Consider the following 25,533-nt stretch of genomic DNA (forward strand, 5'->3'; position numbering starts at 1 on the left):
TCCCGGGTCAACTCTCAGTGGAAATCAACAGGTAAGGCTGAAGGAGCACTGCAAGGAACATCTGGCCCCTTACAAGTACCCGCGCTGGATAACTTTCGTCGACGAATTGCCCAAGACGGCCACCGGCAAGATTCAGCGCTTTCGTCTGCGAGAGAAAGCATGAGCCAGTCTGATAGATATGACATCGTCATAGTTGGCGCTGGTCACGCCGGTGCGCAGGCAGCGATTGCACTGCGGGGGGCGGGGTTCGAAGGTACGATTGCCGTGGTGGGGCGTGAAAATGAGCTTCCCTACGAACGGCCGCCGCTCTCGAAGGAATATCTTGCTCAGGAACGTCCGTTCGAGAGCCTCTATCTCCGTCCGGCGGAATATTGGACCGAAAAACAGATCGCCATGCTTTTAGGCAAGACCGTGGTGGCAGTTGATCAAGCAGAGCATACGGTTTCGAGCGAAGACGGAATGCGGATCGAATTTGGAAAACTGATCTGGTGCGCCGGTGGCGATCCACGCGGTCTTCCGGTTACGGGCGCGGACTTGTCCGGGGTCCATGCGGTGCGCGATCGCGAGGATGTCGATGCCATCATGGCCGAGCTTCCGACAGTCGATAAAGTCGTGGTTATTGGCGGTGGCTATATCGGTTTGGAGGCCGCCGCAGTCCTCTCCAAGTTGGGTAAACGAGTTACACTGCTGGAAGCACTGCCGCGTGTGCTGGCCCGGGTCGCGGGCGAGGGCCTGTCCGATTTTTATCATGTAGAGCACCGTGCTCAAGGGGTCGATTTGCGGGTCGATCAGCAGGTCGAAGCATTGGAGGGGGACGGGCATGTCTCCGGGGTCAGGCTGGCAGGTGGGGACATCTTGCCTGCGCAGATGGTTATCGTCGGTATCGGCATTGTTCCATGTGTCGAACCGTTGCTTGAGGCCGGGGCCGCTGGAGGCAACGGCGTTCTCGTTGATGCGCAATGCCGAACGACTCTCCCGGATGTCTTCGCGATAGGCGATTGCGCCGCGCATCGGAACGCCTTTGCCGATGGCGATGTGATTCGCCTTGAATCCGTACAGAATGCCAATGACATGGCGGCGGTAGTGGCCAAGACGATCTGTGGCGAAGAGGCAGAGTACAAGGCAACGCCCTGGTTTTGGTCCAATCAGTACGATCTGCGCCTGCAGACTGTCGGGTTGTCCGCCGGTCATGACCATGCGGTCGTCAGGGGTGACCCCGCCAGTCGCAAATTTTCGGTCGTCTATCTGCGCCGCGGACAGGTGATCGCGCTCGACTGTGTCAACAATGTACGCGACTATTCGCATGGTCGCAGGCTGGTCGAACTTGGCATCAAGGCCGATCCGGCCGAACTGGCGGACGATTCCAGGCAATTGAAGGAATGGCTGAAGGCGTCCTCTCCGACCGCTTGAAAGGTAGAGTATGTTATGAGTGAAAGTCCGCAAACGCCCGAAGCATTCGTGCAGCATTTCGTAGAGGTGACGCAGCGCATTTCCGGGCAGGTGATTGGTTCGGACCTCGAAGAGCAACTCAATCAGGCCTTTCCGGCAGGGGGCGAGTGGTTCGAAGCTGCCAAACGGATGTGTCGCGCAGGCTGTGAAGAAGGCTGGCTTTGCGCGCGCGAAGCTGGCGGGATCAAGTTCGGCCGCGCCGTACCGCCCAGCGATACCCTAAATGGCATGTCGATCGATGTCGTAGAGATGGACAGTATCGTCGGACCCCACCATTCGCACCCAAACGGAGAGATCGATCTGGTGATGCCGCTGCTTGGCGCAGCGGAATTCGATGGGCGTGGTGCGGGCTGGAAGGTTTACGGCCCTGGTTCGGCCCATCGACCCACCGTCACTGGGGGAAAAGCGTTGGTGCTCTACCTACTGCCGGACGGTGCAATCGAATTTACCCGGGGTTGACGTGTCTGACCCCGCCGAAAAACGTATTGCGCTGCATATACAGGATAGCATTGCCACGATCACACTGACGCGGGAGGCGCGTAAGAACTCGATCGACGGGCCAATGCATTTTGCTTTGCGCGATGCACTTTCCCGGATCGAAACAGATCCTGCAATCCGTGCCGTCATACTGACCGGTTCCGGAACGGCCTTTTGTGCAGGCCAGGATCTGAACGAGCGCGCCCGCACGTTTGAGCAAGGCGATACGCCAGACCTTCGCGCTTCGCTGGAAGATAATTACAACCCGCTTATCCGCCGGCTGGCCCGCTTGGACTGCCCGGTCATATCGGCAGTTAATGGTATTGCCTTTGGCGCTGGCGCCGGTCTTGCCATCGCTGCCGATATCGTACTCTGCGCTGAATCCGCCCGCTTCCAATTCGGCTTTGTCAATGTCGGGCTTGGTCCGGACAGTGGTGTAAGCTGGACCTTGCCGCGGCTCGTCGGTCAGGCACGCGCACTTGATCTTGCACTGACGGGGAGGCTGGTGAAGGCGGATGAAGCATTCGCCATCGGTCTTGTCAGTCGCGTTGTCATCGATGCAGAATTGACGACGACTGCGCGTGCCATCGCCAAGGAATTTGCTGCGTGCTCGTCCAGTGCTTTGACCTCGATTAAGAAGCTACTTCGAACCAATCCCAACGGGTCATTCGATGCCGCCTTGGACGCTGAGCGCGATGCCCAAGACCGGCTTGGTCGAAGCGATGCCTATCGCGCAGCGGTTCTCCGCTTTGTGCAATCCCGTAAGTGATTTTGCTTTAGGATCCAAACTCTATGAACAATGTAATAGCGCTAAAAAGCTACGCCGCAGACCGTTGGCTTGCGGAAGGCGAAGGGGCAGAACTCGTCTCGGCTATCGACGGCGCGACGGTCGCCCTCATGCCAGGAGTAGCCGATGTGAGGGAGATGATCGATCATGCCCGCCGGGTCGGTGGCCCGGCTTTACGGGCCATGACTTTTCGGCAGCGAGGAGAAATGCTCAAGGCGGCGGCTGCGGCAATTAGTGAGCGTAAAGCCGAACTTTACGCGCTGTCCTCGTTCACCGGGGCGACGAAGGGTGACAGCGCTTTCGATATCGAAGGCGGGATTGGCACATTTTTTGTCTATGCTTCGAAAGCCAAGACACTACCCGATGCGCATTTCATGCTGGAAGGTGGGCGCGAAACGCTAAGTAAGGGAGATTTTTTAGGGCAGCACGTCCTGGCCCCCCTGATCGGGGTCGCAGTTCATATTAACGCTTACAACTTCCCTGTTTGGGGAATGTTGGAGAAACTGGCTCCGACGCTGCTTGCTGGCATGCCCGCCATCATAAAACCTGCGACCTTCGGGTCATACCTGACTGAAGCGGCATTTCGGATCATGATCGAAAGCGGGGCGCTACCCACTGGATCTGTTCAGTTGCTTCTGGGCGATACGAGCGATCTGCTCGATTTGCTCGACGGGCAGGATAGTGTGGCCTTCACCGGTTCGGCCGCGACCGCCAACCGGCTAAAAACTCATCCTAACATAGTGAAGAACACCGTGCGGTTTGCGGCCGAACAGGACAGCCTCAACGCGTCGATCCTTGGTATGGATGCGGGGCCGGGCACACCGGAATTCGACTTGTACGTCAAGGAAGTTGCGCGCGAGATGACGCAGAAGGCGGGGCAAAAATGCACTGCGATCCGGCGCGCGCTCGTGCCGACCAGTATGCTGGACAGTGTTCAGAACGCGCTCATTTCACGCCTTGGCAACGCGACGATCGGTGACCCTCGCGATGAGACGACCAGATTGGGCGCGCTTGCCGGAATTCCCCAACGAGCGGATGTGATCGCCAACTTGGGGAAGTTGACGGCGGAGGCTGAGGTCGTTTTTGGAGGAGAAGTTCCAGAACTGCATGGCAATCTTGCCAAAGGCGCTTTTTTCGAACCGACCCTTCTGCGTTGCGAAAACCCGGATGCGGCAGAAGCGGTCCACTCGATCGAAGCCTTCGGCCCGGTTTGCACGCTTATGCCTTACCGTGACGCAGACGACGCCATCATGCTCGCCAAAAAGGGCAAAGGTTCGCTCGCCCTTTCCATTTTTAGCCACGACAGAGGCGTGACCGTGGATCTTGTGAAGGGGGTCTCGACTTTCCACGGCCGGGTCATGATCGTTGATCGTGACAATGCCGAGCATTCGACCGGTCATGGCGCGGCGATGCCGCATCTTCAGCACGGAGGGCCCGGTCGCGCTGGTGGCGGGGCCGAACTTGGCGGTACGATTGGGATGCTGCCCTATATGCAGCGTAGTGCCATTCAGGGGAGTGAAGCCTTGATTAGCGCAGTGGCGGAATCCTGATCGATGCAAGAAATCGCCAAGTGGGAACGGGATGGTGCGGTCGCCATCCTCACTATCAATAATCCCCCGGTAAACGCCATTTCCAGAGAGGTGCGTGCTGCGCTGGTCGAAGGCGTGAACCGGGCCGCCAAAGATGACGATGTCGGCGCGCTGGTTATTGCTTGTGCAGGTCGCACTTTTTTTGCCGGAGCCGATCTTAAGGAATTCGGAAAGCCGTCGACCAAACCGTTCCTGACCGAAGTTGTAGATACGATCGAGAGTTCGGACAAACCAATCGTGGCCGCGATCCACGGCAGTGCGTTGGGAGGTGGTCTTGAGATCGCCATGGCCTGTCACTGGCGCGTTGCCGAGCCGGATGCCAAGCTTGGCCTGCCCGAAGTCAAGCTGGGGTTGATGCCCGGCGCGCGTGGGACACAGCATCTGCCCCGTCTGGTGGGGGTGAAGAATGCGCTGGAGATCATTGCGTTCGGCAATCCGGTTACGGCCCGTGCAGCGCATGAAATGGGTCTTGTCGACGTCATTGCTGAAGGGGATCTCCTTCAGTCGGCAATTGCGCAAGCGAACAAAGTTGTTGGAAGGCCGCCGCGCCGAACACGCGAGCAAGTCGCTGAAAAAGTCGACGACGCCGTTTACGATGAGTTCGCCAGGTCGAATTCCCGCAAGTTCGATCGACTCGATGCCCCACCGGCGATTATCGCGTCGGTTCGGGCCGCGACAGAGCTGCCGTTTGAACAAGGTGTCGCGCGCGAACGGGAAATATTCCTGAAGCTGCGGGAAGGACCGCAGAACGAAGCGCTGCGGCACGTATTCTTCGCCGAGCGTGAGGCCGCGAAGGTGCCGGGAATCGATAGTGTAGTACCGCGCGAGATCAGCCGGGTAGGCGTGGTCGGTAGTGGCACCATGGGCAGTGGTATCGCAATTGCACTGCATGTCGCCGGCTATCCCGTGACGCTTTACGAGCGCGATCCGGCGGCTCTGGATCGTGGCTGTCAACATATTCGTGCGGTGCTTGAAGCGAATGCCAATGCAGGGCGGATGACCCGGGAAGCAGCGGATGCGGCATTGAACGCACTTCAACCGGTTACTGCTATGGAAGCGTTGTCCGATGTCGATCTGGTAATCGAGGCCGCTTATGAAACGATGGAGGTCAAGCGGGCGATCTTCTCAGAGTTGGACCGCATTGCCCGACCGGGAGCTATTCTCGCTTCCAACACGTCCTATCTGGACCTTGATGCGATAGCTCAGGTGACGTCGCGTCCATCGGACGTCATCGGGCTGCACTTCTTTTCGCCGGCGCATGTGATGAAATTGCTCGAAATCGTGCGTGGTGTAGAAACTGCCACCGACGTGATCGCGACAGCCTTTGTGTTGGCGAAATGCATCGGCAAGCGCGCCGTTCTGTCGGGCAACGCCTGGGGCTTTATCGGCAACCGGATGCTGGCGGTGCGCCGCGAACAGGCCGAAGCGATGGCCGTGGAGGGCGCTTCGCCTGCACAAGTGGACAAGGTGATGGAGGCTTTCGGGATGGCCATGGGGCCGTTTCGCGTTGGGGACCTTGCCGGGCTGGACCTTGGATGGACGCCGGAAACCTCGAGCGGTTCGACCATTAGGGAACGGCTCAACGAAGCTGGGCGGCGAGGGCAGAAGACCGGCAAAGGCTTTTACGATTATGATGAGAAACGCCGCCCCGTTTCTTCGCAAGAGACGCTCGATATTATCGCAGGCTTTGCGCGAGATCGCGGGATCGTGCAGCGCGCGTTTACCGATGAGGAAATTCTCGATCGCCTGCTCTGGCCCATGGTGAACGAAGGAGCGTCGATTCTGGCGGACGGTATCGCGCTGCGGGAATCCGATATCGATGTGGTTTGGATCAATGGCTATGGCTGGCCTGCCTGGAACGGTGGCCCGATGTTCCACGCCCGCAGAACTGGTCACGGCGAAGTCATCCGTCGTCTTGAGGAATTGGGAATTCAGCCTTCTGCGGGACTTCGTAAATTGGCGGAAGAGAACGCGCCATGATATTGTCGACCATCGAGGTCGCGGGCAAACGGCTCGAAGTAGCGACCTGGCGATCAGATCACGGACGCGGGCTTCCCATCCTACTGTTGCACGAAGGACTCGGCTCAATCCGTTTGTGGAAGGCTTTTCCGGAAGAACTGGCCGCAAAGACTGGGCGGACAGTCATCGCATGGTCGCGAAGGGGGCACGGATCTAGCGATGCGCGCGATGATGCTCACACTGTGAACTATATGCATCGAGAGGCGGATTTCCTTCCAGACATTCATCACCAGCTAGGAATCGAACGTGCCCACTGGTTCGGTCACAGCGATGGTGCATCGATCGCACTGATTGGCGCCTCGCGTACCCAACAATTCTGTTCCAGCCTGATACTCGAAGCGCCTCATGTTCTCGTCGAAGACCTGACATACGAGAGCATCGCCAAAGTTACCGCCGGCTTTACGCAGTCCGATATGGGAGAGCGCATGCGGCGCTATCACGAGGAGCCGTATCCGCTATTTCGAGACTGGAGTGCGATTTGGCTATCGCCGGAATTTCGCGAATGGAACATTGAGGATGTTCTGTCTAGAATCGATAAGCCCATGCTGCTTATCCAAGGCCGCAACGACCAATACGGAACGATGGACCAACTGGATAGGATCGTTCGTGCGGTTCCGCGAGCCATCAAGGTGGAGATCGACGATTGTGGTCATTCCCCGCATCTTGAACAGGAACAGCGAGTGCTCGAAGCGGTATGCGATTTCCTAAAGGATAAGGAATAAGACATGGCCGCCGCGTTTATTTGCGATGCTATTCGCACACCGATCGGTCGCTATGGCGGTGCACTGTCTTCCATTCGTGCCGATGATCTGGCCGCCATTACTATCCGTGAGCTGATGAAACGCAACCAGGGCGTAGACTGGGCTGCGCTAGATGATGTCATCCTGGGCTGCGCTAATCAGGCGGGCGAGGACAATCGCAATGTCGCCAGAATGGCCGGGCTTCTTGCAGGGTTGCCACACGCCGTCGGCGGCTCGACCGTCAACCGGCTGTGTGGTTCCGGCCTCGATGCGCTGGGCACTGCGGCACGTGCCATTCGTGCGAGCGATGCGGAGTTCATGTTGGCCGGTGGAGTCGAAAGCATGAGTCGGGCGCCATTTGTCATGCCGAAGGCATCTGCGGCATTCTCTCGGGTTAACACCGTCTACGACACGACGATTGGCTGGCGCTTCGTAAACGACGCCATGAAGGTTCGCTATGGCGTCGATTCCATGCCCGAAACTGCAGAAAATGTTGCCGTGGACTTCGGCGTATCCCGCGAAGATCAGGATCATTTTGCCCTGCGTAGCCAGCAAAAGGCTGCCACGGCGCAGGCTAACGGTCGTCTCGCGGTAGAGATTTGCCCTGTCCTCGTTCCGCAGCGCAAGGGCGAGCCCCTCGCTGTTGATAGAGATGAGCACCCCCGCGCGACGACATTGGAAGATCTATCGCGCCTGAAGCCAATCGTGCGAGCGGAGGGATCCGTTACCGCCGGAAATTCGAGCGGGGTGAACGACGGGGCGGCTGTCCTGATCGTCGCCAGCGAGAAGGCTGCCTATACACATGGCCTTATACCGCGCGCTCGTATAGTCGCAATGACAACGGCAGGCGTAGAGCCACGGGTCATGGGGATTGGGCCGGCGCCGGCTACATTGAAGCTCTTGCAGATGACTGGTATTGCTATCGACGCCATCGGAGTGATCGAACTCAACGAGGCGTTTGCATCGCAGGCGTTGGCCGTCATTGAGGCGCTAAGGCTGCCGCACGACGATCCGCGCATAAATCCGAATGGCGGCGCGATCGCTCTTGGGCATCCGCTCGGGATGTCTGGCGCTCGGCTTGGACTGACGGCTACTGAAGAATTGATCCAAACCAACGAGCGCTACGCCATCGCAACGATGTGCATCGGTGTTGGGCAGGGTATTGCCCTCTTGCTTGAGCGGGTTTGATGTCGATTTCTTTAGAAGCCATCGTCGCTCGTCACGCGGACCGAGATGGCCCGCTCCTGCCGATCCTGCATGACGTGCAGGCGGAAATCGGCGCTATTGATGCGGGTACGGAAACGCGCATCGCGCATCTTCTGAACCTGACCCGCGCCGAAGTGCACGGCGTGGTCAGCTTCTATCACGACTTCAAGGCCCAGGCCGATCCGCGCCCGGTGGTGCATATCTGCCGGGCCGAGGCGTGCCAGGCCCGCGGGATCGAGGCGATGATGCCTGCCGTCGCCGCAGCGGCTGGCGACAGGGTTCGGGTCGAGACGGTCTATTGCCTAGGCTTGTGCAGCGTCGGCCCCAATGCGCGGATCGGCGACGATCTCCACGCGCGGCTGGACGAGGGCGCTCTGACGAAACTGGTGGAACGCGCATGACCACGGTCCGCATCTCCGACGACGCTGTCACCCGCGCTTGCGGGGCGGACAAGGTCGTCTCCGCCTTCGAAAAACTTGGCTGGACCGTCGAACGTGTGTCGAGCTGGGGCATGCACTGGCTGGAACCGCTGGTCGAAGTGAACGGTGTCGGCTGGGGGCCCGTGACGGCGGATCGCGTGGCCGAGATTGCCGAGGGCAAGGCCGATGACCTGTGCATCGGACCGGTCGCCGCGCATCCCTTCATCGCCAGCCAGCAGCGGCTGACCTTTGCCCGCGCGGGCAAGACGCGACCGCTTAGCCTTGACGATTATGCCGCAACCGGCGGCTGGGCCGGACTGGACCGGGCGCGCGCCATCGGCGGCGAGCGGGTGTTGGCCGAGATGATCCAGTCGGGCCTGCGCGGTCGCGGCGGCGCGGGGTTCCCCGCCGGGATCAAGTGGCAGACCGTCGCCAAGGCATCTGGCGAGCGTAAGTACGTCGTCTGCAACGCGGACGAAGGCGATAGCGGCACTTTTGCCGACCGTATGGTGATGGAAGGCGATCCCTTCGCGCTGATCGAGGGCATGGCGATCTGCGCCCATGCGGTCGGGGCGGGGCAGGGCTATGTCTACCTGCGCAGCGAATATCCCGACGCCATCGCCAAGATGAACGCGGCGATTGATCTCGCCGCCGACCGGATCGCACCGTTCCGTATGGAAGTTCGCGTCGGTGCGGGGGCCTATGTCTGCGGCGAGGAAACGTCGCTGTTGAACTCGCTTGAAGGCAAGCGCGGCGAAGTGCGGGCCAAGCCGCCGTTGCCCGCATTGCAGGGCCTGTTCGGCTGTCCGACGGTCGTGAACAACGTCCTGACGCTGGCTGCCGTGCCGCATATCCTGACCGACGGCGGGGCCGAGGCTTACGAAAACCTCGGCATGGGCCGATCCAAGGGTACGATGCCGATCCAGATCGCGGGAAACGTCAAGCAGGGCGGGCTTTACGAAACCGCGTTCGGCGTGACCTTGCGCGAGCTGGTCTACGACATCGCAGGCGGCACAGCTTCGGGCCGTCCGGCCAAGGCTGTGCAGGTCGGCGGGCCGTTGGGTGCCTATATCCACCCGGACCAGTTCGACATCGCCTTTGATTACGAAGCCTATACCGCCGCCAACGCGCTGATCGGCCACGGGGGGATCGTGGTGTTCGACGACACCGCCGACATGGCCGCGCTGGCCCGCTTTGCGATGACGTTCTGCGCGGCGGAATCGTGCGGCAAGTGCACCCCCTGTCGCATCGGATCGGTGCGGGGCATGGAAATTATCGAGCGGATCCTCGCCGGTGGGCGTAAGGCCGACGCGGTCGAAGTGCTGCCCCAGATGCACAACGTGCGCGATGCGGAGCGTAGTCTTGAGGAGCAGGTCGCCCTGCTGGAAGACCTGTGCGAGACGATGAAGTTCGGCTCGCTCTGCGCGCTGGGCGGGTTCACGCCTTATCCGGTGCTGTCCGCGCTGCGCCACTGGCCAGAGGATTTCGGCCTGACCAAACAGGCTGTGCCCGCATGATCGGCACGATGGACACCCGCCCGCGCCGCCTTGGCCTTGCCGAGGCAGGTGGTGACAGGCTGGACCGCGCGGTCCCGGTCGAGACGCCGGTGGCCATCGAATACAACGGGCTGGGCTATGCCGTGATGATGGCGACGCCCGAGAACCTTGAGGACTATGCGCGCGGCTTCACCCTGTCCGAAGGGTTGGTGGAAAGCGTGACCGAGATCGAAGCCATCGACGCGCACGAACTGCCCGGCGGCTGGATTCTGCGCATCACGCTGCCGCACGACAACATGGAGCCGGTGATCGCCCGCGCGCGCACCCGCGTTTCGGAATCGAGCTGTGGCCTGTGCGGTATGGACAACATCGCCGAAGTCCTACGCCCCCTGCCGCCGGTATCGGCGCAGTTGACCGTCACCCGCGAAGCCATCGCCGCCGCGCTGGATGGGCTGTCCGCGCATCAGCCGATGGGGCGCGAAACCGGGGCGATGCACGCCGCTGCGTTCTGCGCGTCTGACGGCACGATCCTTGCCGCCGCCGAAGATGTCGGGCGGCACAACGCGCTCGACAAATTAATCGGCGCGATGGCGCGGCTGGGTCTGAACGCGGGTGAAGGCTTCATGCTCCTCTCTGCACGGTGCAGTTTCGAACTGGTCGAAAAAACCGTGCGCGCGGGTTGCCCGCTGCTCGTTACTATATCCGCGCCGACCAGCCTTGCGGTCGAGCGCGCCGCGCAGTCGGGCCTTGCGCTCGTCGCGCTGGCCCGCCGCGATTCCGCGCTGATTTTCGGCGATCCGCATGGTATTCTTGCCCTTGAAGGAGACGCCTGATGGGCTATCAGAAACAGCCCGATTTCGGCACCCCGGCCTCGCGCTCGGACGTACCGGTCACGCTCACCATCGACGGACGCGAAGTGACCGTGCCCGAAGGCACCAGCGTGATGCGCGCGGCGGCCCAGATCGGCGGCGACATTCCAAAGCTGTGCGCGACGGACATGGTGAAAAGCTTTGGCTCCTGCAGGCTCTGTCTGGTCGAAGTCGAAGGCATGCGCGGCACGCCCGCATCGTGCACCACGCCGGTAACCGAGGGCATGGTGGTCAAGACCCAGACGCCCAGATTGGAAAAGCTGCGGCGCGGGGTGATGGAACTTTACATCTCCGACCACCCGCTCGATTGCCTGACTTGCAGCGCGAACAACGACTGCGAATTGCAGGACGCCGCTGCTGACGTTGGCCTGCGCGATGTGCGGTACGGCTATAATGGGGCGAACCATCTGGGGCAGGCGGACGATACGTCGAACCCCTATTTCACTTTCGAGGCAGACAAGTGCATCGTCTGCTCGCGCTGCGTCCGCGCCTGCGACGAAGTACAGGGCACGCTGGCGCTAACCGTCGACGGGCGCGGCTTTGCGAGCAAGATCAGTGCGGGCACCGTCGAGGACGATTTCCTGTCGAGCGAGTGCGTGTCGTGCGGTGCCTGCGTGCAGGCCTGTCCGACCTCGGCGCTGATGGAAAAGAGCGTCAAGCAGCATGGCAAGCCGGAACGTTCGGTCGTGACTACCTGCGCCTATTGCGGCGTCGGCTGCACGTTCCGCGCGGAAATGCGCGGCGAGCAACTGGTGCGCATGGTGCCGTGGAAGGACGGCAAGGCCAATCGCGGGCATTCGTGCGTGAAGGGCCGCTTCGCCTGGGGCTATGCCAACCACCAGGACCGGATCACCACGCCGATGATCCGCGATTCGATCGATCAGCCGTGGCGCGAAGTCAGCTGGGCCGAGGCGATCAGCTATACCGCGGGCCGGCTCAAGGACATTCGCGATCAGCACGGCGCGCGGGCGCTGGGCGGGATTACTTCGAGCCGGTGCACCAACGAAGAGACGTTCCTCGTCCAGAAACTGGTGCGCGGCGGGTTCGGGTCGAACAATGTCGATACTTGCGCGCGGGTTTGCCACTCGCCGACCGGTTACGGGCTGAAGACCACCTTCGGCACCAGCGCGGGCACGCAGGACTTCGACAGCGTCGAGCATAGCGACGTCATCCTCGTCATCGGGGCCAACCCTACCGACGCGCATCCCGTCTTTGCCAGTCGCATGAAGCGGCGGTTGCGCGAAGGCGCGAAGCTGATCGTTATCGACCCGCGCCGCATCGACCTCGTCCGCTCGCCCCATATTCAGGCGCAGCACCACCTGCCGTTGCAACCCGGCACCAATGTCGCGGTCTTGACCGCGATGGCGCACGTGATCGTGACCGAAGGGCTGGTCGACACGCAATTCGTGCAGGAACGCTGCGAAGTCGACGCTTTCGAGGACTGGGCCCGGTTCGTGGCCGACGAAACCCACAGCCCAGAGCGGCTGGAACCCGTGACCCGTGTGCCAGCAGAAGACCTGCGCGCCGCCGCCCGCCTGTTCGCGACCGGAGGGAACGGCGCGATCTACTACGGTCTTGGCGTTACCGAACATAGCCAAGGCTCCAGCACGGTCATGGCCATCGCCAACCTTGCCATGGCGACCGGCAATATCGGTCGCCCCGGTGTTGGTGTGAACCCCTTGCGCGGCCAGAACAACGTGCAGGGCGCCTGCGACATGGGCAGCTTCCCGCACGAGCTATCGGGCTATCGCCATATCTCCGATGCCGAAACGCGCGCGCTGTTCGAGGCGGACTGGGGCGTGACGCTCGATCCTGAGCCCGGTCTGCGGATTAACAACATGCTCGACGCGGCCTGCGACGGAACATTCCGCGCGATCTACATCCAGGGCGAGGACATCCTCCAGTCCGATCCCGACACCAAGCACGTCGTGGCGGGGCTGGAGGCGATGGACTGCGTCATCGTCCACGACCTGTTCCTGAACGAGACCGCGAACTACGCGCACGTCTTCCTGCCGGGCAGCACGTTCCTTGAGAAGGACGGCACCTTCACCAACGCCGAACGCCGTATTCAGCCTGTGCGCCGGGTGATGGACCCCGCCAACGGGTACGAAGACTGGCAGGTTACGCAGTTGCTCGCCAATGCGATGGGGCTGGGTTGGGACTATGGCCACCCCAAGGAAATCCTGTCAGAGATTGCCCGCCTGACGCCGACCTTTGCGGGCGTAACGTGGGAACGGCTGTGCGACCAAGGGTCGCTGCAATGGCCGGTGAACGAGGCGAACCCCGATGGCGCGCCGGTGATGCACGTCGATGGCTTCGTGCGCGGCAAGGGACACTTTGTCGTCACCGAATACGTGCCGACCGACGAAAAGACCGGCCCGCGCTTCCCGCTGCTACTCACCACCGGGCGTATCCTGTCGCACTACAACGTCGGCGCGCAAACGCGGCGCACCGCGAATACCGCGTGGCACCCGGAAGACCTGCTGGAAATGCACCCCACGGATGCGGAGAACCGGGGTCTGAACGACGGCGACTGGGCAAAGTTGGCCAGCCGCAAGGGTGAGACGACCTTGCGCGTCAAGGTCACCGAGCGCGTCGCGCCGGGCGTGGTCTATACCACGTTCCACCACCCGGAGACGCAGGCGAACGTCGTCACCACCGACTATTCCGACTGGGCCACGAACTGTCCTGAATACAAGGTGACGGCGGTGCAGGTCATGCCCAGCAACGGCCCAACCGATTGGCAGGAAGGTTATACTAACAGGTCAGCCAAAAGTCGTCGGATCGTGACTGAGGTTTCCAGGTGAGTTCGGCACAGCACATCAGGCTGATCGAGATGGCGAACAAGATTGCCGCCAATCTCGCGGCACGAGGCGAAGATCGTGCAGTTGCCGAGACGGCACAGCATATCGTTGACTATTGGGATCCGACGATGCGCTCGACCCTGTTGAGCGCCGAGCCGAACCGGCTTTCGCTCATTGCCCGCCGCGCGGTCGAGAAACTTTCATCGCGCTGAATGCATGAGTACGCGTGTGACTGCGGCAAGACAGAATACGGGGATCGAAAGCCGCGATGACCGGCACCGGGGCGAACAAAGCATTTCAAACACAACGGAACTCACGGTAGCCAGAAAGATGATACTGCATGACCAGATTTGATGATATACGTTTCATCAATTGGAACGGTTCTCGCTCATTGTGGCGGGGTGCAGGCAGGTATGGTGCGCTACTTGAGTCTCGACGAGACTGTATCGGAGACGATCCGCATTCTCGCGGAAAATTGCCGTCGGCGTCGGGCGGCGCTTGGCCTGTCGCAGGCAGAACTCGCCGAACGGACAGGCATCGCTGTATCACACACCTCCAATATCGAGAACGCGCGAGCCAACCCGACAGTCGAGATTCTCGATCTGCTGGCCGGGGAGTTTGGCTGCAGAACCGCAGCCTTGCTGATGCCAATGGACGACGAACCGAGTGGCTGATTCATCGGGCAGAAGCAGTCAAGGCAGTTGTGGGCATTCACTGCATGCGAATGAGCGTGACCGTTCCTCTCATTTTCCGTGGAAAGCCCCATGGCCAATAACGATCAACGGGACACAGCTTCCTACCGTAATCTGGCAGAGCAAATCAGCCAGCGGATGTCAGAGGCAGGGATGTCGTCCGATCAGCTCGCCGCATCGGCGAATATCGAATTTGACCGCCTGACGATGATAATGTCCGGATCGGCACGCGATGTGACGATTACGGAAGTGGTCCACATTGCCGCCGCGCTCGGCACACAAGTGTCAAACCTCTTCCTGCCCTTCTGACTTCAGGCCTTCCTGTGGCGCTGCAGATAATCGAACAGCGTCGTCCGACCGACACCTAACCGTTTTGCCACCCTGGCAACGCTCGCGCCGTCCTCGTCCAGCATAGCGCGGATGCGCGGCAATTCCGCCTCGGCAATGCGCGGCTTGCGGCCGACCTTGGGTTCGCGGCTGTGGGTCTTGATGCCGTGGACCTGCCGCCAGTGGGTATCGAGCAAGGCAATGAACCGGAAGAGTGCGCTGTCCGCGTCCGGTTCTATCACCAGCCCCGGCTTTGTAAACTCGACGGCAATTCCGTTCGACAAGACCTTGCGCAGCATCCGTACCAACGTCGTGGTGGCAATCGGGAGGCAGGTGAGGTCATAAACGCGGATACAGTCGCCGGGCTCAAGCGCACTGCCTTGCGCCGCCAGGACCTTGGGCAGATCCACAAAACTCACCGTGCCGGCATCGGCAATCAGATCGACGTCCTCTTCGCAAAACGCACGCTGTTCCTCAATCGAAGGCGAATGGCTGGTCTGGGCGAGAAACAGGACGGTTTTGGCCAATGAGCCCACTCTGTTGAAGACGGTTGGAATGAACCGGTCAACCTAACGACCCGGCCCCCGCGCGGCAAGCGGGCGTGATTCGTGGCCTGCTGGCCACATGAACCAGTGTTGGCGCAGTTCTTCGTGAAATGCCGCAATAATTCCTGTTGCGAATCGTCGGTATTACTCTATTAACTATATACGGACTTCATGGGGAGGACCGGCTATGGCCCTTGACGCAACAGTTCTGGCAGCGCTTTTACAGGCATGCGCCAGCAATGTTGCGCCGGTCACCATGCAGGCGATCATCGCCGTCGAATCCGAGGGCAATCCCTACCGGATCGGCGTCAATTCAGGAGCGCGGCTGAAGCGTCAACCCGACAATCTTGCCGATGCGATCGCCACCGCCGAAAGTCTCACGCATCGCGGCGCCGATTTCGATGCCGGGCTGATGCAGATCAACAGCGCCAATTTTGCGCGCTACGGCCTCAATGCGCGCAGCGTGTTCGACCCATGCACCAATTTGCGGGTCGGCGCGGCGATCCTCACCGATAATTACAGCCGCGCGCGCGATGATGGCCATCCCCGTCCCTGGCAGGCCGCGGTCAGCGAATACAATACCGGCTCGCGATCGCGGGGGCTTGCAAACGGCTATGTCGGCAAGGTCTATGCGGCAGCAGGGAGTCGGCAGGCGCTTTCTGGCGGCGCGGCACAATCTGGGCGGAACTGGACCGCGGAGGCCGTCGCTGGCCTTATCGCCCGCACATTCGATGCGCGCATAACCGATACATGGCGGGCGATGAACGCCGCCTATGGTGCCGAACACAGCTTTCACAAATATGGACGCGCGGTCGATTTCGTGCCGCGCGCCGGTCTCGGTTCGATAGACCGCGCGCAAATACGTTCGCTGATGGCGGCCAACGGCATTGCAATCACCGAACTGCTGGGTCCGGGCGATCCGGGTCATTCGGATCACTGGCATGTTGCTTTCGACGGCACAGGTGTGAACAATCCGCCTGTCTCGCCCGGCACCTCTTTCCTGACGAGCGCGGACAGTGCGGCAAGCACAGAGCCTGTCCGCGTCGCCGCCGTGCTGGCAGACAATACCGGGTACCAGCACGAATCCGAAACCGCCCCACCAAGCTGGGACGTGTTCGCCCGCGCCCGCTGGGCCGCAAGCCCGGCAGGACGCCAGTAATGCGCGGGTGGGGCAAACGCACCGTCTCAGCCCTGCCGGTCGCAGTGATCGCGGCAACATCCACTCCCGCCATCGCCGATGTCGGCGGCATCGCGACGACAGTCCTCGCTGAACTCACGGCGCTGGCGCTTCCGGCGATCACGCTTGGGGTGATCTGGCTCGGGGTGCTGGTCATTTCGCGGCGCGCGTCCCTGATGACGTTTCTGGTCATGTGCGTCGGCATCGTCATCGTCATAAGCGGAGGATTTTTCTGAACATGAGGACACTGCTCACCATAACCCGCAATCGCTGGAACATTTCGCTGGCCATGGCCTTTGCCGCGCTTGCGACCGCCCCGGTTCCGGCCTGGGCGCAGGGCATGAACCAGACCCAGGTCGATTCGATGCTGACCAGCATCCTCAACATGCTGACCGGGCCGATCGCCAAGACGCTGGCGATCATCGCGCTGGTCATTGCCGGCTTCATGTTCTTCTTCGGTCACGGCAACAAGGCGCTGCTGGGCTCGATCATGGTCGGCTGCTTCATCGTCTTTGGCGCAGGCTGGATCGTCTCGACGATCAGCGGCACCTGATGCGCCAATGGCGCGCCTGGCCGCTGCTTGGTGCGAGCCTCGCATGGTCCGCGTGCGCCTCGGCGCAGGTCGCCTCGGCTTCGTCGCAGGCATCGTCGATGGCCACCAAAATGATCGCGGCGGGCATTGTCTTCGCGACCCTGGCGCTGGTCATCGCCGGCTACTTCTTCATGGCCGGACATGGCGACCGGCAGACGCTGGCGCTCTGGGCCGCGGGTTTCATCATCATCCTTGCAGCGCCGGCGATCGCCGCCCTGCTGACATGAGGAGGGAGTCGTGTCCGAACCCGTCTATCTGACCGAAGACCCGCTGTTCCTCGCCCTCACGCGCCCGACGCTGTGGCTGGGCGTGCCGGTCGAGGCGACGATGGCAATCGGCCTTGTCTCGGTTATGGTGCTGATGGTCTTCGGCAATCCGATCTGGGGGCTGGCGATCGGCGGCGCGCTATTGGGCGCGGCCCGCCTCATCGTGCGCAGCGACTACAACATGTTCCGCATCCTGTTCCTCTACGGGCGCACCAAGGCGGGCGCGCCCAACAAGCTGGTCTGGGGCGGATCGAGCTATTCGCCGCTGCCGGTGGTCGGGATCAAGCGCAAGACCTTTGCCGATGCTTAAGGCGCCGGTTCTCAAGGGCAAACTCGCCCGGAAACTCGAACGCGATCCGGCGAAATTCCTGCCCTACGCGCGCCACGTCAATGATCACATCATCGCGCTCGACAACGGCGAATATATGGCGGTCTTCGCGCTTGACGGCATCGCCTTCGAGACCGCCGACATCGCGACGATCAACGACTGGCACGAAAAGCTGAACGGCGCCTGGCGCACCCTCGCCCACGAACGCCTCGCGGTGATGGTCCATACCGTGCGCCGGATCGAGCGCGACTATCCCGACGGCACGTTCCGATCCGATTTCGCGCGCGATCTCGACGCTGCCTACCGCGCTCGCGTCCTCGCCAAACGCATGTTCGTCAACGAACATTTCCTCACCCTCATCTACCGGCCTGCCGTCGGCGTTGCCGACAAGGCGGCCTCGTCGGTGTTCTCGCTGTTCCGGCGCGATAGCGCCGAGGAAGCCGAGGACGATATTGTCCAGACCTTCAGCGATGTGCTGCGCGATGCCGAAAAGCTGTTCGGTCGGGTCAATGCGCGGCTGCTTCGGACCTATGAGCACAACGGCCTCCTCTTCAGCGCGCCGATGGAACTCCTCCAGCGGATCATGACCGCCGACCGTCGCCGGGTGCCGATCGTGCGCGGGCATCTCGGGCGCGCGATCTATTCCGACCGGATCATCTTCGGCGCGGAACTGTTCGAGATCAGGGAGCCGGGCGGATCGCGCTGCGGCGGCATCCTCGCGGTGCGCGAACATGCGGCCCGCTCCTTCCCGGGCCAGCTCAATGCGCTCCTCGAAGCCAATTTCGAATTCGTGCTCGCCCAGGGCTTCGCCTTCCTCGGCAAGCAGATGGGGATCGAGACCGCGCGGCGCAAACGCGCGCAGATGAGCGCCACCGACGATGCCGCCTTCAGCCAGCAGGCCGAACTCGAAGGGCTGATGGATGATCTCCAGTCCAACCGCTCGGTCGCGGGCGAACATCATCTCGCGCTCGCGGTCTTCGGCGAGAGCCCGAAGATCCTTGCCGAACATATGAGCGTGGCGCGCGCCGCGCTTTCGGAAAGCGGGATCGTCGCCGCGCGCGAGGATCTGGCGCTGGAGGCCGCCTACTGGTCGATGCTGCCGGGCAATTTCGAGTGGCGCACCCGGCCCGCGACGATCAATTCGCGAAACTTTGCCGCATTGGCCCCGATGCACACCTATCCGGTCGGAAGCCGGGAGGGCAATCACTGGGGCGACGCAATTGCCCTCGTCAAGACGACTGCCAATTCACCGTTCTACTTCAACTTCCACTTCGGCGACGTTGGCCATACCCTGATTCTGGGACCGAGCGGCGCGGGCAAGACGGTCATCCAGAATTTCCTTTTGGCCGAGGCCGAAAAGACCGGCGCGCGCATGGCCTTCATCGACAAGGACCGGGGCGCGGAAATCTTCGTGCGCGCGGCGGGCGGCACCTACCTCACCTTGCGCAGCGGCGAGGTCTCGGGCTTCGCGCCCTTGAAGGCGCTCGAGGACACCCCGCGCAACAAGGAGTTTCTCGGCGCCTGGCTGCGCCAGCTCGTGACGCCAGAGAAGGGCGAACTGTCGCCCGTCGATCTCTACCAATTGTCACAAGCGCTGGAGGCGGTGTGGCGTCTGCCGCGCGAACTGCGCTCGCTTGCCGCGGTGCGCTCGCAGCTCGACCAGACCAGCATGGAAGGGATCGGCGCGCGGCTCGATCGCTGGACCCGCAGCGGCGAATTCGGGTGGGTGTTCGACAACGAGGCCGACACGCTGGCGCTTGATGCCCGGCTGATGGGCTTCGACATGACCGATTTTCTCGAAAACGACGCGATCCGTCCGCCGCTGATGAGCTACCTCTTCCACCGGCTCGACGACATTATCGACGGCAAGCCTGCGATCATCGATATCGACGAATTCTGGAAGGCGCTCGGCGATCCCGCGTTCCGGGGCTTCGCGCGCGACGGGCTCAAGACCTACCGCAAGCGCAATGCGATGATGATGTTCGGTACCCAGTCGCCGGCCGATGCGCTCAAATCCGACATTGCCGAGACGATCATCGAGCAATGCGCGACCAAGATCCTGCTGCCCAATCCCAACGCGCAGGCGCGCGACTATGTGGGCGGTCTCAACCTCACCGAGGCGGAATTCCGGCTGATCAAGATCGATCTGTCGCCGGAAAGCCGGCGCTTCCTGGTCAAGCAGGGCCACGATTCGGTGGTGGTAGAACTCGATTTGAACGGAATGGACGACGAACTGGCGGTGCTGTCGGGCCGGCAGGGCACCGTCGCCCTGCTCGATGAACTGCGCGCCGAGCACGGCGATGATCCCGCCGACTGGCTACCGCACTTCAAACGGCGCTGGCGGAGCGCCGGGCGCAGCGAATGGGGAGAATGATATGAAGACGAGACTTATCGGCACTGCTCTGGCCGCGCTTGCTGCGCTCGCCATTCCGACCGCAGCTTCGGCGCAGATGGCGGTTGTCGACGTGCGCGCCATCGCGCAGGCACTCCAGACGGCACGCAACACGCTCCAGCAGCTCCAGGCCGCGCAGGACTTCTACGCCAAGGTCAATTCGGTCTCAAATATCCGCGATGTCTCGAACCTTCTCAACAATCCGCTGCTGCAGACCGTGGTGCCCGAGGGCATGCAGAATTCGGTGCAGCTGGTCTCGGCCGATCTCGCCACCCTGGGCGCGATCGGCAACCAGGCGAGAGGCTTGCTCGATGCCCGTGATTTTTCGCTCGGCGGCATGGACCAGGCGCTGGGGGCTACGCAATCGATCCTCACGAAAGCCGCCTCGACCAATGCCGCGCAGCAGGCCTACGGCGAATATCTGCTCGAAAGCAGCGATGCCTCATCGAAGGGGCTCACCCAGCTCGGCACGGCGCTTGGCACGGCCACGACGCTGCGCCAGTCGCAGGATATCGAGGCGCGCGCGACGATCGAGGGGGCGCAGGTCAGCAACCGGATGCTGCAACTGATGGCGGCCGAACAGGCGGCGCGCGCCAGGGCGGCACTCGATGCGCAGGAAGCCTTCGCCGCCTCGCAACGGAAAACCCAACAAAACATCGACAGCGGCGCGCTCTGGCCCAGATGGGAAGGCCAGTGATGGCCGCGCGGCGCGTCAGATTGGTCGCCGCCGTCGTGCTTGCCGCGTCCTGCCTAGTCGCCTGCCAGCAGGCAAAGTCAGTCGACTGGTACAAGGCGCACCGCGCCGAAGCCGAAGAGGTCGAGACCCGTTGCATGGCTAATGGTGCTGTCGGCGAGGACTGCGGCAATGCGGCCCTCGCGCTGAAAGCGCTACGCGCAGAGGATTTTGCACGGGCGCAGGCCGCCACCCAGAAAAAGATCGAGGACGGGTCAATGTGGCCCAGCTGGAACGGGAAGCGATAGGCCGTGCTCGACCAGATCTATACCATGCTCGAAGGCTCGATAACCGGAACGCTGGCGGGCAAATACGCAGCCGTGCAAGGACTGGTCTCGGCGCCCTTGCAGACGGCCATGGCGATCAATCTGGTCATCGTCGGATTCGCGGTGATGCGCGGCGCCTCGAACGAGCCCTTCGGCAATTATCTCGGGACCTGGCTCAAATGCTATCTCGTGATCCTCGCCGCGACCTCGAGCCTCGCGCCGCAGATTGCCGCCGCGGCGCAAAGCGCGCCCGATCAGCTCGCCGCCGCGCTCGGCGGGGGCGCACTCAACGCCTCGTTCGATTCCTTTGTGCAGAACGCGGTCAATCCGGCGCTCTCGCTCCACAACGCGATGCCGCCCTGGTTCGAGGGCAATTCGTGGATCCCGATCACCATTCCCAATCTCGCGACCGGGTTCATGGTGATCCTGATCCTCGTCATCGCCTATATCATCGCCGCGCTCGCCATGGTCATGGTGCTGTTCATCAAGTTCGGGCTGTTCGTGACGATCGCGACCATGCCGATATTCGTGGGCGCGCTGATCTTTCCTTCCTCCTCGGGCCTGTTCTTCTCCTGGCTCGGCGCGGTATTGAACTATGCGATCCAGACCGCCGCCGTCTCACTCGCGCTGGTGCTGGTGGTGGGTCTGGTCAATGCCATGCCTTCGGCACTGGCAGCGGGATCGGGCGGGGATACCTGGACCACGCTGATCGCCATGGTCGCCCAGCTTGTCGTCATCCTCGTCGGCGGCTTTCTCATCATGCAGGCACAGGCGATCGGCTCCTTTGCGGGCGGCGGCGGTTCGTCGGGCGCGGGCTTCCTTGCCGCGCTCTACCCCACGACCATGGCTCGCCAGATCATGACGCGCGCCAATCGCGCGCCGATTTCTCTAGCGCGCGGGGTGGGCAATGCCGCCGGTTGGTCGCTGGCGCGCCAGAGCGCCAACCGCGCCGCCTTTCTCGCCAGCGCCAGCGGCGGTGGAACTGGCGGTGGAGGCGGCAGCGGGGGCGGGCGCACCAGCATGGGCGGCGCATCGACCAGTCGGACAAGATAACGGGAGGCCGGGAGTGGCGAGTATTAGAGGGAGCGCGCCCCACGCGCGCCGATGGGCAGGACTGAGCCTGCTGGCAGGCGCGATGTTGACGATGACCGGCTGCGCGACCGACCGGCAGGCCGCGAAGGCGCCGCCCAAGGGCTGTTCGCGCGGCGCGGCGCGCCCCGCCAATCCCAATGGTTCGGTGCTGCTGAACGCTGCCGTTATCGGCACGGCCAATCCCGATGGCACGGTGCCGGAGGAGCGCAAAGTGATGCTGTTCGAAAGCGGCACGGGCAAAGCGAGCGGCAGCGACATGTCGGTGCCCGCGCTTGCCCCGGCGCCCGGCGCCAGGGCACGGCCGATCTCGCTGCGGAGCCAGCCCGGCGCGCCCGCCACCGGGAGCTGCTGACCATGGCGCTGGGGGTAAAGTCGAAGGACGATCTCAACAAATATTTCGCGGAAGCGAGGGCGTGGGATTTCGACCGCGCGCGCGAGGCGGCGCGCCAGAAACGGATCGCCTATATAATAGCTGGCTGCGGCGTCGCCTTCGGCATGGCCATGCTGGTCTGGCATATCGCCGCGCCGCTGACCTCGGTCGAGCCCTATGTGATCCGGGTCGACCGCGAAACCGGGGCGGTCGATGTGGTGACCAGGCTCAACCGCACCCGCGATGTCACCGTCGATGAAGCGGTGAACAAATATTTCCTCGCCGCCTATGTCCGCAGCCGCGAGGGCTGGAATCTCGCGGCCGCCCCGCAGATGACGCAAGCGGTCCTTTCGCTCTCCGCGCCGCAGGAGCAGGAAAAACTCGCCGCCGCCCGCCGCCCGCAGAACCCGGCGAGCCCCTATAACGTCTATCAGCAGGGCCAGGTGGTGACCGCGGCGATCCGCAATATCGCCTTCATCAGCCCCAACGTCGCGCAGGTGCGTTTCGTCAAGACCGTCTCGCGGCCCGGCAACGCGCCCGATCAGGCAAACTACTGGCTGGCGACGATCAATTTCAAATATGTCGAGCGGCCGACAAGCGAGGCCGGACGCCTCGACAACCCGCTGGGCTTTCAGGTCGAAAGCTACCGCGCCGACCCGGAGATCGGGCAATGAGCGCGCGGGGCACGCTCCGCCTAGCATGGGCCGCGATCGCCGTGCTCGCCGCCATGCCTGCCTTGGCGGAAACCACACCGCGCAGCGGCCCCGACGATTCGCGCATCCGCTATGTCGATTACAACAAGGATGAGGTCGTCAAGATCAACGGCGTGTTCCGCACCGCCTCGCAGATTGTGTTCGGACCCGGCGAGACGATTGCGAGCGTCGCGCTCGGCGATACGATCAGCTGGGAAGTGGCCCCTGCCGACAATGCCCTCTTCATCAAGCCGCGCGAGCGCGCGCCCGACACCAATCTCATTGTCGTGACGCGCCAGGGCACGTTGACGCGGACCTATACTTTCGCGCTTTCAGCACGCAGCGGGGCGATCCGCAGCGGCAGCAATGCCCAGTTCGTCATCCGCTTCCGCTATCCGCAGGAAGAAGCACTGGCAAGCCGCCAGGCCGAACTCGACCGGATCCGGCTCCAGATGCTGCTGGTCGAGGCCGGCGGCGTCAAGCTGGCGCTTGAGGCCGGCGCGCTCGAGGGCAAGCGCAACCTCGACTATTCGGTTGCGGGGTCCGCCGACCTCGCCCCGTCGGAAGTGACCGACAACGGCCAGTTCACGGTGCTGCGTTTTCCGCGCAACCAGCCCATCCCGGCGATCTTCACCGTGCTCCCCGATGGCAGCGAAGCGGTCGTGCCCTACGATGTGCGCGGCGAATTCGTGGTCATCCATCGGGTGGCTAAGGAGTTCCGTCTGCGCCGCGGCAAGGCGATCGCCTGCATCTGGAACAATGCGCCCGCCGGCTACGGGCCGGACACCTCGTCGGGCACGTCCTCACCCGAGGTCGAGCGCCAGATTGAGGGAGGCAGGCCATGAGCAGTCCGGACGAGGCATTGCCGCCCGCAGCAGGGTCAGAACAGGCACCAGCACCGGGCGAGGTCCGGCGCGGCCTGACTTACGATGATACCAGCATCGACCAGCGCACGCTTGACGATGCCAACAGCCTGCGCCCCGAAGTCGATCGCGGCGCGTTCAATCCGCGCGGGCGGCTGAAGGCGATGGGCAATGCCGGCATGCTGGGCGCGGTCGTGGTCGCGGCCTTCGCCGGCTTCCTCGTCTATTCGATGTCGACGCAGCCAGATGAGGCCAAGGAGAAGGTCGACAATTCGACATTCGCGCTGGCAAGCGACCAGGGGGACAGGCGCAAGGAACCTGCTGCCGCGATCGTCGTCGATCAGGGCAATTCGGGGGCCATGCGGCAGGTCGGAACCGACCCCTTCGGCAATCCGATCATGGCCGATGGGCCAGGCCAGGATTTGAGCCAGGGAACGAGCGTTCCGGCGATCGAGGGACGCGGCGGCGCAAGTCCAATCGAACAGCGCCTCGAACAGGAACGCCAGGCCCGCATAGCCGCGGCCGCGCGCGAACAGGCGCGGCAGGATGCGATGCGGCGCGCGCCGGTTATGGCTGTCTCACCCGGTGCGATCATGGCCGGGGGCAGCGCGGCCAATGGGTCGCCCGCCAATGCCGGACCCTTCAGCAATCTGCGGGTCGGACCCGATGGCCGGACCCCGGCGAGCGCCGATGGCGAGGGTAGCAGCGGCGGCACCCCGCTCGAGCGCCAGCTCGGCGGCATGGCGATCGGCAAGGTTGACGCGGGCAAGGTCGGCAACCGCAATTTCCTCGTGCTCGCCGGCGCGCAGATCCCCTGCATCTTGCAGACCGCGATGGATTCGACCCAGCCTGGCCTTACGAGCTGCATCATCCCCGAGGATGTCTGGTCGACCAATGGCAATGTCATCCTGATGGAAAAGGGCACCCGCGTGCTCGGCGAATATCAGGGCGGCTTCTCGCGCGGCCAGAACCGGATCTTCGTGCTGTGGAACCGGGCGATCACCCCGTCGGGCATTTCGGTCGCGCTCTCCTCGCCCGCCGCCGACCAGCTCGGCCGCGCCGGCATGGGCGGCAAGGTCGATACCTTCTTCTGGGAGCGCTTCGGCGGCGCGCTGCTGCTCTCGATCGTCGGCGATGCCAGCACGGCGGCCACCAACAACCTCGCCGGTGTGACGCAAACGATCCAGGCGCCCAATACGGCAGCGCAGGGCGCCGTGCAGGACGGCATGGGGGTGAAGCCGCGCCTGCGTGCGGCCCAGGGCGGGGAAATGACCATCATGGTCGCGCGCGATGTCGATTTCAGCAGCGTCTATTCGCTGCGGCTAAAACCCTGATGCCCCGAT

The 25,533-nt window shown here is 62.7% G+C and carries 29 protein-coding genes; 28 read left to right on the forward strand and 1 reads right to left on the reverse strand.

Features of this window, described 5'->3' with window-relative positions; translation table 11 throughout:
• Window positions 1-37 precede the first annotated feature (37 nt).
• The 15 genes from IQ35_RS15495 (at window position 38) to IQ35_RS15565 (ending at window position 14,856) form a co-directional block, all read left to right on the forward strand.
• Window positions 38-163 carry an AMP-binding enzyme gene (locus IQ35_RS15495; protein WP_277872632.1) on the forward strand — a complete coding sequence of 42 codons (126 nt, stop codon included), beginning with the start codon at window positions 38-40 and terminating at the stop codon, window positions 161-163.
• Window positions 160-1,410, forward strand: coding sequence for an NAD(P)/FAD-dependent oxidoreductase (locus IQ35_RS15500; RefSeq protein ID WP_145074634.1), 1,251 nt, complete (start codon window positions 160-162; stop codon window positions 1,408-1,410). The genes IQ35_RS15495 and IQ35_RS15500 overlap by 4 nt, the downstream gene beginning before the upstream one ends.
• 15 nt (window positions 1,411-1,425) lie before the next feature.
• A complete protein-coding gene (locus IQ35_RS21585) occupies window positions 1,426-1,908 on the forward strand; it encodes a 4-hydroxylaminobenzoate lyase (protein ID WP_145074636.1) in 483 nt (160 codons plus the stop codon).
• A 1-nt stretch (window position 1,909) separates the two neighbouring features.
• Window positions 1,910-2,695, forward strand: a complete 786-nt coding sequence (locus tag IQ35_RS15510; protein WP_158636673.1) for an enoyl-CoA hydratase-related protein — start codon at window positions 1,910-1,912, stop codon at window positions 2,693-2,695.
• Between the two features lie 23 nt (window positions 2,696-2,718).
• Window positions 2,719-4,263, forward strand: a complete 1,545-nt coding sequence (gene paaZ, locus IQ35_RS15515; RefSeq protein WP_145074640.1) for a phenylacetic acid degradation bifunctional protein PaaZ — start codon at window positions 2,719-2,721, stop codon at window positions 4,261-4,263.
• 3 nt (window positions 4,264-4,266) lie between these two features.
• Window positions 4,267-6,282: a 3-hydroxyacyl-CoA dehydrogenase NAD-binding domain-containing protein gene (locus tag IQ35_RS15520; protein WP_145074642.1), complete on the forward strand. Its 2,016-nt coding sequence runs from the start codon at window positions 4,267-4,269 to the stop codon at window positions 6,280-6,282.
• Window positions 6,279-7,043: an alpha/beta fold hydrolase gene (locus IQ35_RS15525; protein WP_145074644.1), complete on the forward strand. Its 765-nt coding sequence runs from the start codon at window positions 6,279-6,281 to the stop codon at window positions 7,041-7,043. The genes IQ35_RS15520 and IQ35_RS15525 overlap by 4 nt, the downstream gene beginning before the upstream one ends.
• A 3-nt stretch (window positions 7,044-7,046) precedes the next feature.
• Window positions 7,047-8,249 carry a 3-oxoadipyl-CoA thiolase gene (pcaF, locus tag IQ35_RS15530; RefSeq protein ID WP_145074646.1) on the forward strand — a complete coding sequence of 401 codons (1,203 nt, stop codon included), beginning with the start codon at window positions 7,047-7,049 and terminating at the stop codon, window positions 8,247-8,249.
• Window positions 8,249-8,668: an NAD(P)H-dependent oxidoreductase subunit E gene (locus IQ35_RS15535; RefSeq protein ID WP_145074649.1), complete on the forward strand. Its 420-nt coding sequence runs from the start codon at window positions 8,249-8,251 to the stop codon at window positions 8,666-8,668. Before pcaF ends, IQ35_RS15535 begins: the two co-directional genes overlap by 1 nt.
• A complete protein-coding gene (locus IQ35_RS15540; RefSeq protein WP_145074652.1) occupies window positions 8,665-10,203 on the forward strand; it encodes an NADH-ubiquinone oxidoreductase-F iron-sulfur binding region domain-containing protein in 1,539 nt (512 codons plus the stop codon). Before IQ35_RS15535 ends, IQ35_RS15540 begins: the two co-directional genes overlap by 4 nt.
• Window positions 10,200-11,015 (forward strand): formate dehydrogenase accessory sulfurtransferase FdhD, encoded by an 816-nt coding sequence (gene fdhD / locus IQ35_RS15545; protein ID WP_145074655.1) that lies wholly within the window; start codon window positions 10,200-10,202, stop codon window positions 11,013-11,015. The genes IQ35_RS15540 and fdhD overlap by 4 nt, the downstream gene beginning before the upstream one ends.
• Window positions 11,015-13,858 carry a formate dehydrogenase subunit alpha gene (gene fdhF / locus IQ35_RS15550; protein WP_145074658.1) on the forward strand — a complete coding sequence of 948 codons (2,844 nt, stop codon included), beginning with the start codon at window positions 11,015-11,017 and terminating at the stop codon, window positions 13,856-13,858. The genes fdhD and fdhF overlap by 1 nt, the downstream gene beginning before the upstream one ends.
• 29 nt (window positions 13,859-13,887) lie before the next feature.
• Window positions 13,888-14,067 carry a formate dehydrogenase subunit delta gene (locus IQ35_RS15555; RefSeq protein WP_145074661.1) on the forward strand — a complete coding sequence of 60 codons (180 nt, stop codon included), beginning with the start codon at window positions 13,888-13,890 and terminating at the stop codon, window positions 14,065-14,067.
• Window positions 14,068-14,268: 201 nt separating this feature from the next.
• Complete coding sequence (locus tag IQ35_RS15560) at window positions 14,269-14,529, forward strand: helix-turn-helix domain-containing protein (RefSeq protein WP_145074782.1); 261 nt, start codon at window positions 14,269-14,271, stop codon at window positions 14,527-14,529.
• Between the two features lie 90 nt (window positions 14,530-14,619).
• A complete protein-coding gene (locus tag IQ35_RS15565) occupies window positions 14,620-14,856 on the forward strand; it encodes a helix-turn-helix domain-containing protein (protein WP_145074664.1) in 237 nt (78 codons plus the stop codon).
• Window positions 14,857-14,858: 2 nt separating this feature from the next.
• On the opposite strand, the gene IQ35_RS15570 is transcribed toward IQ35_RS15565, so the two are convergent.
• Window positions 14,859-15,401, reverse strand: a complete 543-nt coding sequence (locus IQ35_RS15570; RefSeq protein WP_145074666.1) for a helix-turn-helix domain-containing protein — start codon at window positions 15,399-15,401, stop codon at window positions 14,859-14,861.
• Between the two features lie 205 nt (window positions 15,402-15,606).
• Between IQ35_RS15570 and IQ35_RS15575 the strand changes: the two genes are divergently transcribed.
• The 13 genes from IQ35_RS15575 (at window position 15,607) to virB10 (ending at window position 25,524) form a co-directional block, all read left to right on the forward strand.
• A complete protein-coding gene (locus tag IQ35_RS15575; RefSeq protein WP_145074669.1) occupies window positions 15,607-16,578 on the forward strand; it encodes a transglycosylase SLT domain-containing protein in 972 nt (323 codons plus the stop codon).
• Window positions 16,578-16,832, forward strand: coding sequence for a TrbC/VirB2 family protein (locus IQ35_RS15580; protein ID WP_145074672.1), 255 nt, complete (start codon window positions 16,578-16,580; stop codon window positions 16,830-16,832). The genes IQ35_RS15575 and IQ35_RS15580 overlap by 1 nt, the downstream gene beginning before the upstream one ends.
• A 2-nt stretch (window positions 16,833-16,834) precedes the next feature.
• Window positions 16,835-17,149, forward strand: coding sequence for a TrbC/VirB2 family type IV secretion system protein (locus IQ35_RS15585; RefSeq protein WP_242003365.1), 315 nt, complete (start codon window positions 16,835-16,837; stop codon window positions 17,147-17,149).
• On the forward strand, window positions 17,149-17,415 hold the full coding sequence (locus IQ35_RS15590) for a TrbC/VirB2 family protein (protein WP_145074675.1): 267 nt from the start codon (window positions 17,149-17,151) through the stop codon (window positions 17,413-17,415). The genes IQ35_RS15585 and IQ35_RS15590 overlap by 1 nt, the downstream gene beginning before the upstream one ends.
• 10 nt (window positions 17,416-17,425) lie before the next feature.
• Window positions 17,426-17,764, forward strand: a complete 339-nt coding sequence (locus IQ35_RS15595) for a VirB3 family type IV secretion system protein (protein ID WP_158636674.1) — start codon at window positions 17,426-17,428, stop codon at window positions 17,762-17,764.
• On the forward strand, window positions 17,757-20,156 hold the full coding sequence (locus IQ35_RS15600) for a VirB4 family type IV secretion/conjugal transfer ATPase (protein WP_145074678.1): 2,400 nt from the start codon (window positions 17,757-17,759) through the stop codon (window positions 20,154-20,156). Before IQ35_RS15595 ends, IQ35_RS15600 begins: the two co-directional genes overlap by 8 nt.
• Window positions 20,157-20,232: 76 nt before the next feature.
• Window positions 20,233-20,871 (forward strand): type IV secretion system protein, encoded by a 639-nt coding sequence (locus IQ35_RS15605; RefSeq protein WP_206751997.1) that lies wholly within the window; start codon window positions 20,233-20,235, stop codon window positions 20,869-20,871.
• Window positions 20,871-21,155 (forward strand): EexN family lipoprotein, encoded by a 285-nt coding sequence (locus IQ35_RS15610; protein WP_145074684.1) that lies wholly within the window; start codon window positions 20,871-20,873, stop codon window positions 21,153-21,155. Before IQ35_RS15605 ends, IQ35_RS15610 begins: the two co-directional genes overlap by 1 nt.
• 3 nt (window positions 21,156-21,158) lie before the next feature.
• Window positions 21,159-22,226: a type IV secretion system protein gene (locus tag IQ35_RS15615; protein WP_145074687.1), complete on the forward strand. Its 1,068-nt coding sequence runs from the start codon at window positions 21,159-21,161 to the stop codon at window positions 22,224-22,226.
• Window positions 22,227-22,239: 13 nt separating this feature from the next.
• Entirely contained in the window at window positions 22,240-22,617 is a 378-nt protein-coding gene (locus IQ35_RS15620) for a hypothetical protein (protein WP_145074690.1), read from the forward strand.
• Between the two features lie 2 nt (window positions 22,618-22,619).
• On the forward strand, window positions 22,620-23,309 hold the full coding sequence (locus IQ35_RS15625; RefSeq protein WP_145074693.1) for a VirB8 family type IV secretion system protein: 690 nt from the start codon (window positions 22,620-22,622) through the stop codon (window positions 23,307-23,309).
• Window positions 23,306-24,172 carry a P-type conjugative transfer protein VirB9 gene (gene virB9 / locus IQ35_RS15630; protein WP_145074696.1) on the forward strand — a complete coding sequence of 289 codons (867 nt, stop codon included), beginning with the start codon at window positions 23,306-23,308 and terminating at the stop codon, window positions 24,170-24,172. The genes IQ35_RS15625 and virB9 overlap by 4 nt, the downstream gene beginning before the upstream one ends.
• Complete coding sequence (virB10, locus tag IQ35_RS15635; RefSeq protein ID WP_242003367.1) at window positions 24,169-25,524, forward strand: type IV secretion system protein VirB10; 1,356 nt, start codon at window positions 24,169-24,171, stop codon at window positions 25,522-25,524. The genes virB9 and virB10 overlap by 4 nt, the downstream gene beginning before the upstream one ends.
• Window positions 25,525-25,533: the final 9 nt, after the last annotated feature.

It is taken from the genome of Sphingobium wenxiniae, from assembly GCF_007830065.1.
Lineage (GTDB): Bacteria > Pseudomonadota > Alphaproteobacteria > Sphingomonadales > Sphingomonadaceae > Sphingobium > Sphingobium wenxiniae.

Bases quoted from the DNA above. Each gene is read 5' to 3' on its own strand.
- IQ35_RS15500 (WP_145074634.1), top strand. From the start codon at position 160: ATGAGCCAGTCTGATAGATATGACATCGTCATAGTTGGCGCTGGTCAC.
- IQ35_RS21585 (WP_145074636.1), top strand. From the start codon at position 1,426: ATGAGTGAAAGTCCGCAAACGCCCGAAGCATTCGTGCAGCATTTCGTA.
- paaZ (WP_145074640.1), top strand. From the start codon at position 2,719: ATGAACAATGTAATAGCGCTAAAAAGCTACGCCGCAGACCGTTGGCTT.
- IQ35_RS15520 (WP_145074642.1), top strand. From the start codon at position 4,267: ATGCAAGAAATCGCCAAGTGGGAACGGGATGGTGCGGTCGCCATCCTC.
- IQ35_RS15525 (WP_145074644.1), top strand. From the start codon at position 6,279: ATGATATTGTCGACCATCGAGGTCGCGGGCAAACGGCTCGAAGTAGCG.
- pcaF (WP_145074646.1), top strand. From the start codon at position 7,047: ATGGCCGCCGCGTTTATTTGCGATGCTATTCGCACACCGATCGGTCGC.
- IQ35_RS15535 (WP_145074649.1), top strand. From the start codon at position 8,249: ATGTCGATTTCTTTAGAAGCCATCGTCGCTCGTCACGCGGACCGAGAT.
- IQ35_RS15540 (WP_145074652.1), top strand. From the start codon at position 8,665: ATGACCACGGTCCGCATCTCCGACGACGCTGTCACCCGCGCTTGCGGG.
- fdhD (WP_145074655.1), top strand. From the start codon at position 10,200: ATGATCGGCACGATGGACACCCGCCCGCGCCGCCTTGGCCTTGCCGAG.
- fdhF (WP_145074658.1), top strand. From the start codon at position 11,015: ATGGGCTATCAGAAACAGCCCGATTTCGGCACCCCGGCCTCGCGCTCG.
- IQ35_RS15555 (WP_145074661.1), top strand. From the start codon at position 13,888: ATGGCGAACAAGATTGCCGCCAATCTCGCGGCACGAGGCGAAGATCGT.
- IQ35_RS15560 (WP_145074782.1), top strand. From the start codon at position 14,269: ATGGTGCGCTACTTGAGTCTCGACGAGACTGTATCGGAGACGATCCGC.
- IQ35_RS15565 (WP_145074664.1), top strand. From the start codon at position 14,620: ATGGCCAATAACGATCAACGGGACACAGCTTCCTACCGTAATCTGGCA.
- IQ35_RS15575 (WP_145074669.1), top strand. From the start codon at position 15,607: ATGGCCCTTGACGCAACAGTTCTGGCAGCGCTTTTACAGGCATGCGCC.
- IQ35_RS15580 (WP_145074672.1), top strand. From the start codon at position 16,578: ATGCGCGGGTGGGGCAAACGCACCGTCTCAGCCCTGCCGGTCGCAGTG.
- IQ35_RS15585 (WP_242003365.1), top strand. From the start codon at position 16,835: ATGAGGACACTGCTCACCATAACCCGCAATCGCTGGAACATTTCGCTG.
- IQ35_RS15590 (WP_145074675.1), top strand. From the start codon at position 17,149: ATGCGCCAATGGCGCGCCTGGCCGCTGCTTGGTGCGAGCCTCGCATGG.
- IQ35_RS15600 (WP_145074678.1), top strand. From the start codon at position 17,757: ATGCTTAAGGCGCCGGTTCTCAAGGGCAAACTCGCCCGGAAACTCGAA.
- IQ35_RS15605 (WP_206751997.1), top strand. From the start codon at position 20,233: ATGGCGGTTGTCGACGTGCGCGCCATCGCGCAGGCACTCCAGACGGCA.
- IQ35_RS15610 (WP_145074684.1), top strand. From the start codon at position 20,871: ATGGCCGCGCGGCGCGTCAGATTGGTCGCCGCCGTCGTGCTTGCCGCG.
- IQ35_RS15625 (WP_145074693.1), top strand. From the start codon at position 22,620: ATGGCGCTGGGGGTAAAGTCGAAGGACGATCTCAACAAATATTTCGCG.
- virB9 (WP_145074696.1), top strand. From the start codon at position 23,306: ATGAGCGCGCGGGGCACGCTCCGCCTAGCATGGGCCGCGATCGCCGTG.
- virB10 (WP_242003367.1), top strand. From the start codon at position 24,169: ATGAGCAGTCCGGACGAGGCATTGCCGCCCGCAGCAGGGTCAGAACAG.